At 62.4% G+C, this 15,302-nt stretch carries 17 protein-coding genes; 8 read left to right on the top strand and 9 right to left on the bottom strand.

Features of this window, described 5'->3' with window-relative positions; translation table 11 throughout:
• Positions 1–36 precede the first annotated feature (36 nt).
• Together NKH30_RS14985 and NKH30_RS14980 are read left to right on the top strand one after the other, a co-directional pair.
• On the top strand, positions 37–333 hold the full coding sequence (locus NKH30_RS14985) for a type II toxin-antitoxin system RelE/ParE family toxin (RefSeq protein WP_352995995.1): 297 nt from the start codon (positions 37–39) through the stop codon (positions 331–333).
• Positions 334–345: 12 nt separating this feature from the next.
• On the top strand, positions 346–654 hold the full coding sequence (locus NKH30_RS14980) for a HigA family addiction module antitoxin (RefSeq protein ID WP_352820363.1): 309 nt from the start codon (positions 346–348) through the stop codon (positions 652–654).
• A 24-nt stretch (positions 655–678) separates the two neighbouring features.
• Here the strand turns inward: NKH30_RS14980 and NKH30_RS14975 are convergent, their stop codons facing one another.
• Positions 679–2,058, bottom strand: a complete 1,380-nt coding sequence (locus tag NKH30_RS14975) for a serine hydrolase domain-containing protein (RefSeq protein WP_352820361.1) — start codon at positions 2,056–2,058, stop codon at positions 679–681.
• Between the two features lie 405 nt (positions 2,059–2,463).
• Between NKH30_RS14975 and NKH30_RS14970 the strand changes: the two genes are divergently transcribed.
• Together NKH30_RS14970 and NKH30_RS14965 are read left to right on the top strand one after the other, a co-directional pair.
• A complete protein-coding gene (locus tag NKH30_RS14970) occupies positions 2,464–3,261 on the top strand; it encodes a glycoside hydrolase family 25 protein (RefSeq protein WP_502893719.1) in 798 nt (265 codons plus the stop codon).
• A gap of 80 nt (positions 3,262–3,341) precedes the next feature.
• Complete coding sequence (locus tag NKH30_RS14965) at positions 3,342–4,514, top strand: lytic murein transglycosylase (RefSeq protein ID WP_352501074.1); 1,173 nt, start codon at positions 3,342–3,344, stop codon at positions 4,512–4,514.
• Positions 4,515–4,656: 142 nt separating this feature from the next.
• Here the strand turns inward: NKH30_RS14965 and NKH30_RS14960 are convergent, their stop codons facing one another.
• The gene (locus tag NKH30_RS14960; protein WP_352539504.1) at positions 4,657–5,877 is read right to left on the bottom strand and encodes an alanine racemase; all 1,221 of its coding nucleotides are present in this window, start codon (positions 5,875–5,877) and stop codon (positions 4,657–4,659) included.
• A gap of 227 nt (positions 5,878–6,104) precedes the next feature.
• Here NKH30_RS14960 and NKH30_RS14955 point away from each other — a divergent pair, with 227 nt between their 5' ends.
• A complete protein-coding gene (locus tag NKH30_RS14955) occupies positions 6,105–7,022 on the top strand; it encodes a DMT family transporter (protein WP_352995992.1) in 918 nt (305 codons plus the stop codon).
• Between the two features lie 111 nt (positions 7,023–7,133).
• Here the strand turns inward: NKH30_RS14955 and NKH30_RS14950 are convergent, their stop codons facing one another.
• The 4 genes from NKH30_RS14950 to NKH30_RS14935 all read right to left on the bottom strand — a co-directional run bounded on the left by NKH30_RS14950 (position 7,134) and on the right by NKH30_RS14935 (position 10,797).
• Positions 7,134–7,739: an RES family NAD+ phosphorylase gene (locus NKH30_RS14950; RefSeq protein ID WP_352995990.1), complete on the bottom strand. Its 606-nt coding sequence runs from the start codon at positions 7,737–7,739 to the stop codon at positions 7,134–7,136.
• Positions 7,740–7,823: 84 nt separating this feature from the next.
• On the bottom strand, positions 7,824–8,261 hold the full coding sequence (locus NKH30_RS14945; protein WP_352501077.1) for an antitoxin Xre/MbcA/ParS toxin-binding domain-containing protein: 438 nt from the start codon (positions 8,259–8,261) through the stop codon (positions 7,824–7,826).
• A gap of 596 nt (positions 8,262–8,857) precedes the next feature.
• Positions 8,858–9,775 carry a methylenetetrahydrofolate reductase [NAD(P)H] gene (gene metF / locus NKH30_RS14940; RefSeq protein WP_023676795.1) on the bottom strand — a complete coding sequence of 306 codons (918 nt, stop codon included), beginning with the start codon at positions 9,773–9,775 and terminating at the stop codon, positions 8,858–8,860.
• Complete coding sequence (locus tag NKH30_RS14935; protein ID WP_352995988.1) at positions 9,775–10,797, bottom strand: ArsR/SmtB family transcription factor; 1,023 nt, start codon at positions 10,795–10,797, stop codon at positions 9,775–9,777. The genes metF and NKH30_RS14935 overlap by 1 nt, the downstream gene beginning before the upstream one ends.
• Before the next feature lie 142 nt (positions 10,798–10,939).
• Here NKH30_RS14935 and tsaA point away from each other — a divergent pair, with 142 nt between their 5' ends.
• Together tsaA and NKH30_RS14925 are read left to right on the top strand one after the other, a co-directional pair.
• The gene (gene tsaA / locus NKH30_RS14930; RefSeq protein ID WP_352995986.1) at positions 10,940–11,458 is read left to right on the top strand and encodes a tRNA (N6-threonylcarbamoyladenosine(37)-N6)-methyltransferase TrmO; all 519 of its coding nucleotides are present in this window, start codon (positions 10,940–10,942) and stop codon (positions 11,456–11,458) included.
• Positions 11,458–11,769 carry a DUF2293 domain-containing protein gene (locus tag NKH30_RS14925; protein WP_352995984.1) on the top strand — a complete coding sequence of 104 codons (312 nt, stop codon included), beginning with the start codon at positions 11,458–11,460 and terminating at the stop codon, positions 11,767–11,769. The genes tsaA and NKH30_RS14925 overlap by 1 nt, the downstream gene beginning before the upstream one ends.
• A 461-nt stretch (positions 11,770–12,230) precedes the next feature.
• Here the strand turns inward: NKH30_RS14925 and NKH30_RS14920 are convergent, their stop codons facing one another.
• On the bottom strand, positions 12,231–12,848 hold the full coding sequence (locus NKH30_RS14920) for an MOSC domain-containing protein (protein ID WP_352995982.1): 618 nt from the start codon (positions 12,846–12,848) through the stop codon (positions 12,231–12,233).
• A gap of 207 nt (positions 12,849–13,055) precedes the next feature.
• Between NKH30_RS14920 and NKH30_RS14915 the strand changes: the two genes are divergently transcribed.
• Entirely contained in the window at positions 13,056–13,622 is a 567-nt protein-coding gene (locus NKH30_RS14915) for a methyltransferase family protein (protein ID WP_352995980.1), read from the top strand.
• 83 nt (positions 13,623–13,705) lie between these two features.
• Here the strand turns inward: NKH30_RS14915 and NKH30_RS14910 are convergent, their stop codons facing one another.
• Together NKH30_RS14910 and NKH30_RS14905 are read right to left on the bottom strand one after the other, a co-directional pair.
• Positions 13,706–14,827, bottom strand: coding sequence for a beta-ketoacyl-ACP synthase III (locus NKH30_RS14910; RefSeq protein ID WP_352995978.1), 1,122 nt, complete (start codon positions 14,825–14,827; stop codon positions 13,706–13,708).
• A 121-nt stretch (positions 14,828–14,948) separates the two neighbouring features.
• The gene (locus NKH30_RS14905; RefSeq protein WP_352995976.1) at positions 14,949–15,284 is read right to left on the bottom strand and encodes a hypothetical protein; all 336 of its coding nucleotides are present in this window, start codon (positions 15,282–15,284) and stop codon (positions 14,949–14,951) included.
• Positions 15,285–15,302: the final 18 nt, after the last annotated feature.

Raw genomic sequence — 15,302 nt, 5'->3', positions numbered from 1 at the left:
AGGAGTGGTACATTATCTCCTCGCCGGAAGCATGGGATGATCATCGGATTTAGAGATGGATGGCTGCGGGCTTTCTTCGTGGACGACACCCATTCCCGCAATATTCCGCCCGATCTCGAAAGCCGCTTGTTCCGCAAGCTCCAGATGATTGACGACGCGGCGATCGATCAGGATTTGAGTGTGCCGCCGAGCAACCATTTCGAGAAGTTGCGCGGCAATCTCGAAGGCTTCCATTTGATCCGTGTCGACAAACAATGGCGGCTGGTCTTCCGCTGGGACGGGGGCCGGGGCGAGGCGTCGGACATCTATCTCGACGACCACAGTTATATATAAGTGAGGTGAGACATGTTGATGACCGCACGCAAGCCAGCAACGGTTGGCGAAATTCTTACGGAAGAATTCATGCAACCACTCGGCCTGACACAGGCGGCTTTGGCCGAAGCTATGAGCGTCCAGCGCAAGCATGTGAACGAATTGTGCAACGGCCGCCGCAACGTGACGGCGGCTACCGCGCTCATTCTGGCGCGGGTGTTTGGCAACAGCCCGGATTTCTGGTTGAACGTCCAGCGCCGTAATGATCTTTGGACGGTTATGAACTCACCCGACGAGCGGGCGCGTGTTGATCGCGCCAAGCCTTTGACGACAGCCGCATAGACAAGACTGCGACCGCCGCATTCCTCAGTGCAGCGCCTTGACCAGCGCCGCCACCATCACCTGCGGCCGATAGCCGAGCCTGGCCGGCGTCAGCCCGAGCCGCACCACAACCAGCTGCTCGGAGGGGATGATGGCGACCGTCTGCCCGTCATGTCCCTCCATCCAATAGGTGTCCTTCGGCAGACCTGCGGCAACGCCGGCGCCGGGGTTTTCTTCGTCGCCCGGTCCTTCTATCCATAATTGCCCCTTGCCGTAGACTTTCGAGGCAGTTGCCGGTTCCCGCATCCAGTCGACGAAGCCGGCGGGCAGGATCTCCTTGCCGTTCCAGACGCCGCCCTGCAGCAGGAACTGGCCGAAGCGCGCCCAGTCGCGTGCCGTGGCATAGAGATAGGACGAGCCGACGAAGGTGCCGTGCTCGTCGGCCTCAAGCACAGCGCTGTGCATACCGAGCGGATCGAACAGCGCGGTCCTCGGCCACGCCAGTGCCTTGTCCTTGTCGCCGATTGCGTCCTGCCACAATCGGGACAGCATCACCGCCGTGCCGCTCGAATAGGAAAACACCTTGCCGATCTCGCCGGTCAGCGGCTTGGATCCGGCAAAGCCGGCCATGTCCGGTTCGAGATAGAGCATGCGCGTTACGTCGGCGACGTCGCCATAATCCTCGTTGAATTCCAGCCCGCTCGACATCGCCATCATGTCGGCGAGGCTGATCACGGCGCGGCCATCTCCCTTCCAGGGACCGAACAGGCCCTGGTTGGTCATCGCCAGCTTGCCCTCCTTCACCAGCGTGCCGACGATCGCCGCATTCACCGTCTTGGTCATTGACCAGCCCAATAGCGGCGTCTTTTCGGAAAAGCCGTCGCCATAACGCTCAGCGACGATGCGGCCGTTCTTGACCACCACGACCGCCCGCATGCCGGCGCCATTCATGGCTGGATCGTCGAGGACTTTCGCGACCTCGGGATCCTGCGAGGCATCGGCCTTGTCGCCCTCCGGCCAGACCAGATCGGGCAGCGGCGCCGGCGTCGGTGCAGCTCCGGCGGCAGCCTTGGCGGCGGCAATATCGCCGTCGGGAACCGAGGCGCAGCCGAGCCCGTCGCGCGCAACCGCGACACTTTTGCCGAGCGCGCCGAACAGGCCCGCCGAAACCGTTCCCTTCTCCTTGTCCACCGACACTCTCATCAGCTTCAGCAGCGGATGACCCGGCGCCTGCACATCGACGGCGAGCACGTCGTCGGCGTCTCGCCCGGCGATGAAGACGTTCGAGCAGACGATCTTGGCGGCATAGCCGGAACCGACGCGGATCAGTTCCGGCGGCGCGAAATACAGCCAGCCGGCGAGTATCGCGGCGGCCAGCGCAGCCAGGCCGAGCAGCCATTTGACGAACTTCAGGAGGATCTGCATTTTTTCGAATTCCCCTGAGCGCGATCTATGTCATCGATTTGCCGCCATTGTTCGGCAAAATCGCGGCTCTTGTCGAGCGCCGTCAACCGAATATCAACCATGATCGGCGATCACAGGTGCATGTCGCCCAGAAGTGCGCAGCGGTTGTGGGACAACGACATGCATAGACAAAAGAGCCAAGCGCGTCGAAGCGACGCGCTTGGGACAGACCGGGCGATCCTGTGGGGTGACCGTCCGGCGGGGCTTGAATGCATGCGTCCCAAAACTGCGTAACGGTTTGGGAATGCATGAAACGAAGATCCAGGTGCGCCGCGTAAGTCGGTTTCAGACACGCTGCGCCCGGTCGAGGGGCCACCCGCGGAAAGACCCATCAGCGGCCGGCTGAAACCGGCTCGGGAAGTAGCGATGCGCCGTTTCGCGGTTCTCATCACGCTGATGCTGCTTGGTGCCTGCTCGACGGTCGAGGATCTGACGCCATCGCTATCGTCGTCCAGCGCCTCGATGGTTGCGGTACGCGCGCCGCGTTTTGCCGATTCCGACCCGCATGAATGGGACAGCGGCGCACCGTGGAGCTATGCCGTCCACGGCACCGACGTCTCCAAATACCAGACATCGATCGACTGGCCGGCGGCCAGGGCCAGCGGCATCTCCTTCGCCTTTATCAAGGCAACCGAAGGCGGAGACCGTTTCGATGAAGCTTTCAACGAGCATTGGAGCCGCACCAGGGCGTCGGGCATCCCCCGTGCCGCCTATCATTTTTTCTACTTTTGCACGCCGGCCGCTACCCAGGCGCGCTGGTTCATCCAGAACGTGCCCAAAGACAGCTCGGCGATGCCGCCGGTTCTCGACATGGAATGGAACCCGAAATCGCCGACCTGCAAGCTGCGGCCCGATCCCGCCACGGTACGCAGCGAGATGAGCACGTTCCTCGAAATCGTCGAAAAATACTACGGCAAGAAGCCAATCATCTACACGTCTGTCGATTTCTTCGAAGATAACGGTTTATCGGGCTTCCGCAATTACCCCTACTGGCTGCGCTCCGTCGCCGGGCACCCGCGCCAGAAATACGGCAGCCATCCCTTCACCTTCTGGCAGTATACCGGAACGGGTGTCGTGCCGGGCATGGCCGGAAACGCCGACATCAGCGTCTTCAACGGCTCCGAAGCCGCGTGGAAGAAGTGGTTGCGGCAGAACACCCGTTGACACCAGGCCTGCCGCCTGCTTTTCGACACAGCCAACGACGAATGCCTGCAACCGCCGGTAATCTTCTTGGAAGGATAGCGATGCGATTGCGCTTTGGACTTCTCGCGGCGCTGCTCCTGACCGCCGTGCCGGCAGCGGCACAGCAATGCGGCGGGGATTTCGAGTCATGGAAGCACGGCGTGGCGGCGGAGGCCAGGGCGGCCGGCGTCGGCGCTGCCGGCCTTGATGCGCTGGAAAACGCCACCCTCGATGAGAAGGCGTTGGCACGCGACCGCGCCCAGGGCGTCTTCACCCAGACCTTCATCGAATTCTCGAACCGCATGATCTCGTCGCATCGGCTGAAGCAAGGTGCGGCCAATCTGCAAAAATATGCCGAGGTCTTTGTCCGCGCCGATCGCGAATACGGCGTGCAGGCGCCGGTCATCGCCGCCTTCTGGGCCCTGGAGACCGATTTTGGCGCCGTGCAGGGCGATTTTCATACGCTGAACGCGCTGGTGAGCCTCTCGCATGACTGCCGCCGTCCGCAGCTGTTCCGGCCGCAGATCGTGCCGCTGCTGATGTTGATCGATCGCGGCGTGGTGCCGGCCGACGTGACCGGTGCCTGGGCCGGCGAGATCGGCCAGACGCAGATGTTGCCTTCCGACTATCTCGGCCACGGCGTCGACGGCGACGGCGACGGCCTGGTCGACCTGCGCGGCAGCGCGCCGGACGTGATCATGAGCACGGCCAGCAAGATCCAGTCGCGCGGCTGGAAGCGCGACCAGCCCTGGATCGAGGAAGTCCGTGTGCCTGACGATTTGCCGTGGGAGCAGACGGGACGCACCAACAAGCTGCCGTTGACGCAATGGAGCCAGTGGGGCGTTACCAGGCCCGACGGTACGCCGCTTCTCGACAACGGCCTGAAGGCCGGCCTGGCGCTGCCCATGGGTCGCAAGGGGCCAGCCTTCCTGACCTACGACAATTTCGACGTCTATCTCGAGTGGAACCAGTCCTTCACCTATGCCCTGACCGCGGCAAATCTTGCCGCCCGACTGGGGGGCGCGCCGCGATTCGATCCGCGCAACCCCGAACCCGGCCTCGACGCCGACCAGATGAAGGCGCTACAGACCAAGCTCGAAGCGAAAGGCTATGACGTGGGCACCGTCGACGGCATCCTGGGCACCAACACCCGCGAAGCCATCCGTAAGGAGCAGATGCGTCTGGGCCTGCCGGTCGACGGCTGGCCGACTCCGGAGCTGCTGGCCAGGCTGTGAAGGAGGTGAATGGTGAATGGTGAATGGTGAATGGTGAATGGTGAAAAGAATAGCACCGGAGCCGCATTGAGCACCAGAGCTACCACCATTCACTATTCACTATTCACTATTCACTATTCACTATTCACCATTCCACCATTAACTAATCCGCCATCGTCTCCAGGCTGGCGAACCCCTGCGGTGCATCGCCTTCGTCGAACGGCGTCGCCACCTCGACGAAGGTGTCGGGATAGAAGCCGTTGAACCGTGTTCTGAGCGACAGCGAATAGGCCCCGATATGGCCGATCTCGATCCAGTCGCCGGTATCGACTGTTTCGGGCAGCCAGAACGGCCGCGACAATATGTCGACGGAATCGCAGGTCGCGCCACAGACCTTGAACGGCACGATGGTCTTGTCCTCGCCATTGCGCGAGCGGATCGCCGGATCGGGGATGAAGCGCGCCGGCAGCGTGATCTTGCCGGTCCATGAATCCGACAGCGATGCCCAGATGCCGTCATTGATGTAGAGCCTTTTGCCCTTGCGCAGCAGCACGCGCACGATCAGCGACAGGCAGCGCGCCACGATCACCCGGCCGGGCTCGGCCACCAGCGGCATCTGGTCGAACTGGTACTCCTGGAGGTCGCCCGACAGCCGCGACATGATCTGGCCGAGCGACGGCATTTCCGGCTTGCGGCTGTTCGGATCATGACCGTATTCGGCGGGAAACCCGCCGCCGACATCGAGCCCGGCAACGTCGAAGCCGACGCGGTTGCGCACCCAGTCGGCGGAGGCCAGCGCCCGCTCATAGGTGTCGGGATCCTCGATCTGGCTGCCGACGTGAAAGCACAGCCCGACCTTGTAGCCCGTCCGGTTCAGCCGTTCGGCCAGTTCGACCGCATTGGCCGGTCCGGCGCCAAACTTCTTCGACAGTTCGTAGGCCGCCGAGCCTTTCGTCTGGATGCGCACGAACACGGTGATGGCGCCCGGATCGATGTCGAGCGCCCGCACCACCCTGGTCAGCTTGGTGACCTCGTCCTCATGGTCGAGCGAAATGACGCGGATGGCGTATTTTTCCAGCGCCAGCCTGATGTCCGACTGGGCCTTCACGGGGTGCATGTAGAGCATCTCGGCGTCCGGCGAGACGGCGCGCACGGCGGCGAATTCGCCGGGCGAGGCCACATCGAAGGCACCGACGCCGGCCTCGACCAGGGCGTTGAGCACGATCTGCTCGCCATTGGTCTTGACCGCATAGGCGGTCTTGCCGGGAAACATGCCCATGAACTGTTTGGCGTCCGCCTTCAGCACCTGCGGGCGGAAGCAATAGATCGGATCGTCCGGGCGAAGCGCCAGCGCTGCCTCGCGGGCATTTTCGAATCGCTGCATGGACGAATCCCTTGACTGAGGCTGCGCACAATTAATCCAAGCTAGCGGCTAATGAAAACAATTCTATGTCTCGCCGCCCTGGCTTCGCGGCGCTACGCCGGTGCTGCACGCCGGTTATGAGCGAGCTAGGCCATCGCTCAGGTTTCGGGTGGCCCTTGCGGCCGGATCGGGTAGAGCGTGAACAGATGCCTGAAGAGAGCAAGGCATCTCGTCTGGGAGGACGACCAATGGCGATAGCTGCCACCACCACGATGCGCGGTCCGATGGTGCTCAAGGACTGGGCGCAGCTTCTGCTGCTCGGCGCGATCTGGGGCGGCTCGTTCTTCTTTGCCCGTATCGCAGTGTCGGAACTTCCGCCGCTGGTGCTGGTGCTGTTCCGCGTCACCATAGCTGCGATCGCGTTGCAGCTCTATCTTGCGGTCCGTGGCCCGTCGTTTCGCCTCGCCTTGCCGCATGCCGGCCTGTTCTTCCCGCTGGCGCTCGCCAACAATGTCATCCCTTTCTCGCTGATCTTTGCCGGCCAGACCGAGCTTGGCGCCGGTGTCGCCTCGGTGCTCAATTCGACGACGCCGTTCTGGACGCTGATCCTCGCCAACGCCCTGACCAGCGACGAAAAGCTGTCGTGGAACAAGCTTGCCGGCATCGCCCTCGGTATCGCGGGAACGGCGGTGATGATCGGCCCCGGCCTCGTCGCCGGGCTCGGCGGTCCGGTCTGGGCGAAATTCGCGCTGATCGGAGCGTCGGCATCCTATGCGGTTGCGCTGATGATTGCCCGCCGCCTCAAGGGTGTGCCGTCACCGGTCATTGCCGCCGGACAATTGACCTGCTCGACCATCATCATGATCCCGGTCGTTCTGTTCACCTATGACGCTGCCAATCTGTTTTCGGCCTCGCCGCCGGTCTGGGCGGCGGTGCTGGCGCTGGCGCTGCTGTCGACGGCCTTCGCCTACATCCTCTATTTCAATCTCGTCGCCTCGGCCGGCGCCACCAATGCCTCGCTGGTCACGCTCATCGTGCCGGCAAGCGCCATCCTGCTCGGTTTCCTGTTCCTGGGCGAGCGGCTCGAACTGTTCGAACTCGGCGGCATGGCGCTGATCGCGCTCGGCCTCGTCACCATCGATGGTCGCCTGTTCGGGCGGCGCTAATGCATGTCGCGCAAAGATGTGCAGCGGTTTTGCGGTAACGACATGCATAGAAAAAGAACCTAAAGCGCGTCGCACGAGGCCGGTCGAACGCGACGCGCTTTAGAGATGGCGCTATATGGGCGTGATCGCGGGAACAGATGAACCCTGCCATTCCAGACGCCAGATACCGCCTTGCCGGAGATTCTGAACGAGATCGGGAAGGAAGGCGGCAAGGCAGGTCCCGCCGACATGTCTCACGGAAGGATAGACAAAGCCGCTCGCGGCGTCTTGCTTGCGGAGTTGCTTCGCCAGCGCCTGACCGGCAGGATAGGCTAAGACAGTATCCGGATCGAGCACCGGGTCCTTGCTGAACTCAGCACCGCGCAGATCGTGAAACGAGCCTATGAAGTCGGCAACGAGCTCCGCGTAGTCGGTGACGTTTTCGAAACGTTCGATTGCGGCAAGCTCGCGCGTCAGATGAAAAGAGACCTCGCCGAGTGCGGTTTCCGCATCGAACGCACAGTACCAGACGCCCCTGGCATCATCGTTGAAACGATTGCCGCCCGGACGGGTGTAAGCGAACGCCGCATTGATGAAGGTGTAGCCCGGTCTCCCGAAAACCAGTTCGCGCGGATCGAGGTCGGGCAATCCCCCCTGCTGCGCCTGAAGGCGGCCGCTGGTGGCTCCTTCGAGCTCCGCAAGGTCCTCCAAATCTCCATGATTCCTGGCCAACGGCATCAGGACCGGTTCCTTGAACCTGCCTGTCGAAATCAGCCGGATCGTGTCGCGCTGGGAAATGTCAGCGCGTGGTGGGATCTGCATTCAAAGTCCACCGCGCAAAGCGTCGATATGTTGGCGAACCTGCAGCAGCTTCGGAATGCCGCCCTCGATCATCACGTCCAGGGGGCGCCGGCCACCATAAAGCGGCCCTTTGTTCGGCAACCGCACCCATTCATCGGCAAGCGCTTCGGAGAACAGAAGCCGCAGTCCCTTGAAGATGCCGATCAGGGCGCTGATGCGTGTCAGCGAATCCTGGGAGAGAACGCCCTCCCACTCGCCTTTCTTCATGCGGAACCAGGTTCTCTCCGACACGTCGCCGATCAAAGTACAGATCTCGGTGCTGGTCAGATGCCAGATGTCTGCGAGCCTGACGATGCCGGCAACAGCCGCTGGCGTGAGCCGCGCCCGTGCCGAGGCATCCGCCAGATTTGCCGGCAAAGCCTGATTTGCAGGATCGCGAACCGCATAACCGACACTCATTCCGGCCTCCATCACTTGGCAGACAATATACTGCCAATTGGCAGAAAATTCAAGTCATGGCTATCTCACAACGCTGCTGGTTGCCCACCGCATTGGTATAGCGTGCAGCATCCGGTTGGATGCGCAAAGGATGCGTCGAATCTTCAGTCGGTCCGAAAAATCGATTCCGATTTTCCACCGCGGTAGCGCTGCCATTCTCGCTGCTGCCACGGCTTTGCCACAAATTATTCACAGGTCCCGAGCCGGCTTTTGACAAAGAGTTTCAATGCCTAACGGCAAACGGCAGGTCGCAAATTCCACAATCTCGTCGCATTGCAGCAAAGTTTCTGCTTGCCTGTGGCACAAATGACCCTAGACTCTCGCCATAGCTCTTTAAGAGGAGGCTATGACATGGGACTGACGAGGCCGATCAACGCATTGATGATTTGTGCTGCGTTTGCATTCATCGGCGCCCTCATTATGGGCGTCCTTCCATAAGGCCGCTGAGCGGGGGAAGACCAGCACCGAATACTCCAAACCATTTGAAAAGGCCGGGCATTTTGCCCGGCCTTTTGCATTCCCCCGATCTTTGACATTTCAAAAAGGAGCTTGCCGCCTTACGCCGCGGCTGATCCCGCCGCCTCGACTTCGTGCGACCTGATGCCGATCATGTGGCAGATGGCGAAGACCAGATCGGCTCGGTTCATCGTGTAGAAGTGGAAATCGCCGACGCCGCGCTCGACAAGGTCCAGCACCTGCTCGGCGGCCACGGCAGATGCCACCAGCGCATGCGTTTGCGGATCGTTCTGCAGCCCATCGAAACGCTCGGCCAGCCATGCCGGCACCAAGGCGCCGCACCGCGCCGAGAAGTTGGCGACCTGGGTGAAATTGTGCACCGGCAATATGCCCGGCACGATCGGTATGTAGATGCCGGCCCGCCGTGCCCGCTCGACATAGCGCTCATAGAGATCGTTGTCGAAGAAGAACTGGGTGATCGCCCGCGTCGCTCCGTTGTCGGCCTTGCGCTTCAGCATGTCGAAATCGGTGGCGAAATCCGGACTCTCCGGATGTTTTTCCGGATAGGCCGAGACCGATATGTCGAAATCGCCGGCGCCCTTCAGCGCATCAACCAGTTCGGCGCCATTGGCATAGCCCTCCGGATGCGGCCGGTAGGCCGCGCCGACGCCCTCGGCCGGATCGCCGCGCAGGGCGACGAAACGCTTGACGCCCATATCGGCGAACTCCCGGATCACCGCATCGACCTCGTGACGCGCCGCATCGACGCAAGTCATGTGCGCCGCCGGCGTCAGCGTCGTTTCATTGAGGATGCGCTTGACGGTGCGGGCCGTCCGCTCGCGGGTCGAACCACCGGCGCCATAGGTGACCGAGACGAATTTCGGCTTAAGCGGCTCAAGCCGGGTGACCGTGTCCCACAGCCTTGCTTCCATCTCATCGTTTTTCGGCGGAAAGAACTCGAACGAAACCCTGACCTTGTCGCCGATGTCGGGGCGGCGGGAGAAGCGGAACTGGTTCATCAGGCGGTTTCCCCTATCGGATACGCATTGGCCGGTTGTCTGTCGTTGGAAGGCTCGGCAATCAGCATGCGCCGATCGCGGCCGAGCCAGAGTTTGACGGTGAGCTTGGCCTCGTTGCCGCCGCGCGGCTCGAATTCCTGGCTGTCCTCAAGGTCGAGGCCGGCCTCGGAAAACCAGTCGCCAATCTGCCGGTCGGAAAAGCCGAGACGCATATGCGCGTGCTCCTCGCGCAAGAACTCCAGCGCGTGCGGCGCGAAATCGACGATCACCAGCCGGCCGGCCGGGCGCAGCAGACGCGCTGCCTCGCGGATGGCGCGGGCGGGATCGTCGAGATAGTGCAGCACCTGATGGATGGTAACGAGATCGAAGGCGTCGCGTTCGACCGGCGGCGCGAAAATGTCGCCCTGGCGCACCTGCGCATTCGAAACGCCGGCCTTGTCGAGATTGGCGCGCGCCACCGTCAGCATTTCGCGCGACATGTCGATGCCGATACCGCGCCGATAGAGCGGCGAAAAGATCTCGAGCAGCCGTCCGGTGCCGGTGCCGAGATCGAGCATCGACTGGAACGGCCGCTTGCCGACGAGCTTGATGAGGGCTGCTTCGACCGCGCGATCCGGCACATGCAGCGAGCGGATATGGTCCCAGCTTGCGGCGTTTACCGAGAAATATTCGGCAGCCCGGTCCTGCCGCTTGCGCTTGACTGCGGCCAGCCGTTCGAGATCACGCTCGACCTGCGGATCGGCGCCGCGGATGCCGGAGACCAGCCTGAGCACAAAATCGCGCGACGTGTCGGAATCCGAAAGCCGGAAGAACGCCCACGAGCCCTCCTGGTAGCGGCCGATCAGCCCTGCCTCCAGCAGCAATTTCAAATGGCGCGAGACGCGCGGCTGCGACTGGCCGAGGATTTCGGTGAGATCTGAAACGGTCAGATCGCCGCGCGACAGCAGCGCCAATATGCGCAGCCGGCTGGATTCCGCCGCCGCCTTCAATGTATCTACCATCGTGTCGAGAGCGACATGCATGCGAGCATTCTCTTTGAAAAGATATAAACATATGTTTATGTCGGTTTGGGTAGGCTTGCAAGCGCTATGTCGCTTCCGGACAAGAAAATGACGCATGCGTGGCGGATCGCGCAAAAACGGACGCATGATCGGGGCGAGAACCATGTTCGAGACGCGCAGCGGCGAAAAGCTCCTGGAAACCGACCCGGCAACGATGCCGCCGGATGGCCATGTCGTCTTCATCGGCCGCATCGCTTCGCCTTGGGTCACGCGGGAGACCTGCCCCAAGAACATGAAGGCAGCGCGGGAGATGGGACAGCCGGCGCACTTGGTCATCGACCCGCTTTATCGGGATGGCCTGCTTGGGCTGGAACGCGCCAGCCACGTGATCATCCTGTCCTGGCTGCACCATGCGCCGCGGCAACTGATTGTCCAGAAACCCCGCCATGCCACGGAGCCGAAAGGCGTCTTTTCGCTGCGCTCCCCTGCCCGGCCGAACCCAATTGGGCTGCACGTCGCCAAGCTGGTTGCCGTCGACATCGACACCGGCCGCGTCGATCTCGATGCCATCGACGTGCTCGACGGCACGCCGGTCATCGACATCAAGCCTTATTTCGCCTCGACCGATGCCTTCGCCGAGGCGACCATCGCCGGGCGGGACGAGTCAGGGCCGGTGGAGTGATGAGCGCGCCGACCGGCCGCCGCCGCGCCATCGCCAAGGCGCTGACAGCGCTCCTGCCGCTGGCGCCTTATGCCGACATGGAAAAGATCCGTGCCGATGCCGGCGCCGTGCACATGAAGACCTTGCCGCCGAGCATTGCCGTATGGCTGGCGACGATTGCGCATATTCGCCACGCCCACACCGACTACGAAAAGCTGCTCTCCGAAGGCTATGACCGCGATTCCGCGCGCTTCTTCGTCATCGAGCAGACCAACATCGTGCTGACCCGCTGGCGCGCCACCCGGCTGCTCGACGATGAGGATGAGGCGTAGAGAATAGCAGGCACGCGCGTCGAGTTCTACGGCGCCCCCCTCTGGCCTGCCGGCCATCTCCCCCTCAAGGGGGGAGATCAGCAGCTTCGCCCTAGCCGCCAATCCTGCAACGTTGGTGATTGGCGGAAGCAGACAAGATACCCAATCTCCCCCCTTGAGGGGGAGATGGCCGGCAGGCCAGAGGGGGGTGCTGTCCAGGGCGCTATCCCGCCGACCTCAGGTCGGCAACATCGGAACTTTCAAAGCTTGAAATAAAAAACCCGCCTCGCGGGCGGGTCGTTGGAGCCAATTGGCACCACACCCAAATTAGTAGCATAGCTGCCGGCACAAAGCAAGAACAAACTTGCCGTGTTTTAGGGAAATCGCTTCAGGTTGGCATCGCGGCTTCATTCCAGCTTGGGTTCCTCGCCCCACGAAAGTGGGGGCGAGGAACCCAAGTCTACGCCTTGCCTGGAAAGCAACTAGACCCGGTAAATCCACTGTTCCGGCACGCGCACCGAAATCTCCTCGCCGGCCGTGATCGCGCCGGGCTTCTCGACCCAGGCGACGAGCCCACGCAAGCGCTTCGCCGCTTTCGGGAACAGCAGCGCGCCGGCCTCATGATCGGCCATCCCGGCATTCTCGGCGACCGACCTGCCCGCGATGCGGCAAGGCCCGTTCTGCGCGTCGATCTTGACGGTCGCGCCGCCTTTGAAGAACAGCTGCGTGCCGGACGGCAGCATCGAGAGGTGCGGCAGGCCTTCGATCAGGAGATTGGCGCCGATCCATTCCGGCTTGATCTCGGCGATGCCCATCCGTTCGGCGACGATTGCCAGTTCGTCCGCTGCCACGATCGACAATTGCCGCTCGTTGCGCATCTCGGTGCCGCGCGGATACCAGGGTTCCCGCCCGCCGGAGCGCCGCGTCGTGCCGGCATGGAAATCGCCGTCGATGCCGTCGAAACCGAGTTGCAGCGTATCCACCGCTCGTGTCTCAAAACGATCGAATGATGCGAGATAGAGCGCCGCCACCCTGGCGGCGAGTTTTCGCGACGGCACGATCTCGACCGGAGTTTCGGCTTCGGGAAACATATCCGGCATTGGTTTCATTCCTAGCTGCCGGATGCAGTTAGCCGAAGTCGATTCATAGGGTCCAGTCGAAAGCGTTGATGCTCCAATCAAGACGGCTGATACGGGTCGGCACCACCAGCGTCATGGTTGAACCAGCCTCATGCAAAAGCGTGCCGCATTGCTGCCGCGCTGCATCGGTTGATAATATCGGTCAGGTCAAGCCCGCGGAGGTTCATCATGCATCCCGCATCGGCAATCGCACAGCTCTGGCTGCTCTGGGTGGTTTCATGGGCCGCGGCAGCCTTCTGGGCCGACCGGGCCGAAAAACGCGCCGGCTTCGGGGTGGAGCTTCCATCCCGCGCCGTCATGGTGCTCGGCACGATCCTGCTCTTCATCCCGGCGCACGGTTATGCCGGCCCGCTGAGGCTTTGGACGCCGAACCTTGCCGAAGCGTGGATCTGCGTGGCGCTGATTGCCGCCGGTCTGGCATTTGCCTGGTGGGCGCGGCTGCATCTTGGCCGCCTGTGGTCGGCCACGGTCACCGCCAAGGCCGCGCATCGCGTCGTCGACACCGGCCCTTACCGGCTGGTCCGCCACCCGATCTATACCGGCCTGCTTCTGGCGATCCTCGCCACCATGGCGGCGAAAGGCACTGTCTGGGGCGTTGCCGGCGCCATCCTCATCACCGTCGGCATTGTCATGAAGGCAAGGCTGGAGGAGCATTTTCTGCGCGGCGAACTGGGTCGCGCTTACGACGACTATGCCAGGCGCGTTCCGATGCTGGTGCCGTTCGCGCCGAGCTAATGCATGTCGCCCAAAAGCATGCCCTCGGGCTTGAACCGAGGTGTGCAGCGGTTTTGGGACAACGACATGCGTAAAACAAAAATCTAAAGCATGCGCAATAGCGCGCCGCCGATCGAATAGCCGGCGCCAAAGGCGCAGAGCAGGCCGTAGTCGCCGGCCTTCATGTCGGCATGGTTCTCCGACAGGGCGATGATGGCGCCCGCGGCGGCGGTGTTGCCGAGGCGCTCCAGCACCATCGGCGCGCGGTCGTGGTCGACGTCATGGCCGAACGACAGTTTCAGGATCATGGCGTTCATCCGCGCATTGGCCTGATGCAGCCAGAAGCGCCGGATCGCTTGCGGCGTCAGCCCGTGCTCGGCCAGGAACTCGACGATGAATTTGTGGCCGGCAACCGTGACTTCCTTGAACACCTTGTTGCCGATCTGCTTGATCAGATTGCCTTCCAGATCGATCATGTACGGATCGTCCTGGGTGGCGCGGCTATAGTAACCGAGATTGGTGCGGATGCTGTTCGACATCTGCGTCCAGGCGCGCGTGTCGAGCACCTCGAAGCGCCCCGGCCGCTTCTCGCCCTGGGCAAGCCCTTCGACGATCATCGACACGGAAGCGTCGCCGAAGATGAAATGCGTCTGCCGGTCGCGAAAATTGAGATGGCCGGTGATGATCTCCGGCGTCGTCACCAGCACGCGTTTATGCGCCCCTGCCCGCACCAGATTGACGGCGATGTGCAACGCCGCCGCTGCCGAAGAGCAGCCAAGCCCCATATCGAAGCCGGCGCCTTTCGTGCCCAGCGCCTGCTGCATTTCGATGGCGATCGCCGGATAGGGCCGCTGATGGTGCGAGGCCGAGCAGATCACCAGGTCGATATCCCCCGGCTTCAGCCCGGCATGATCGAGCGCCTTGCTGGCCGAAGCGATGCCGAACTCGGCCTCCAGCGACAGCGCATCGTCGGGCCGCGCCGGGAAGCGCGGCGCCATGCGGGTCGGGTCGAGGATGCCTTCCCGTTCGATGACATGGCGGGTCTGGACGCCCGAGGCATGGACGATGAAGGCACTGTCCGATTTCTGTACCAGCGGCTCGCCCGACACCTCGCGGCGGACGTTTTCCATATCCACCCAGCTGTTGAAGCTGGCGACGAGTTCCTCATTGGTGATCAAGGCTTCGGGGATTTCAACGCCGATGCCGCTGATGATGACGCGATGCATTTCCAGTTCGTCCCGTGCGCAGGCGTTGCGGCTTCATGTCGACGCCGCAAAAAGCTCGGCGCAACCTCTTTTGCACCTAGCCAGTTTATGCCGGCTTAAATCAAGTCCCTGGGACGGGTCTTTACCAGGCGCAGAGCTTGGTATTGGTCTGCGGGTTGTTCCAGCAGGCACCGTCATCGCGGCTGCGCACGAATTGCCCGGGCAGCGGCACGTTGCGGCGGCCGAGACTGACATAGCCATAGGCAAAACCCGGTCCGTCGATTTCCAGGACGTAGGTCGGATAACCCGGCGCCGAGATGCGAAAGCTCCCGGCATCGTCCAGCGCCCGATAGCTGCACGAGAAATAGCCGTCGTCGCTGGTGAAGCAGCGCGCTCGCTTGGCCTCCGCCGATAGAGACAAGGCAAGCACAGCGGCCGCACAAATGCTGCCGCCGAAACCCATCTTTTTCAGTGTCATCATCCACCCCCATGGCCC

This window comes from Mesorhizobium sp. M1273 (genome assembly GCF_040318195.1).
GTDB lineage: Bacteria > Pseudomonadota > Alphaproteobacteria > Rhizobiales > Rhizobiaceae > Mesorhizobium.
Note: the sequence above shows the minus strand (reverse complement) of the source record. Positions and strands in the feature narration are given on the sequence as shown.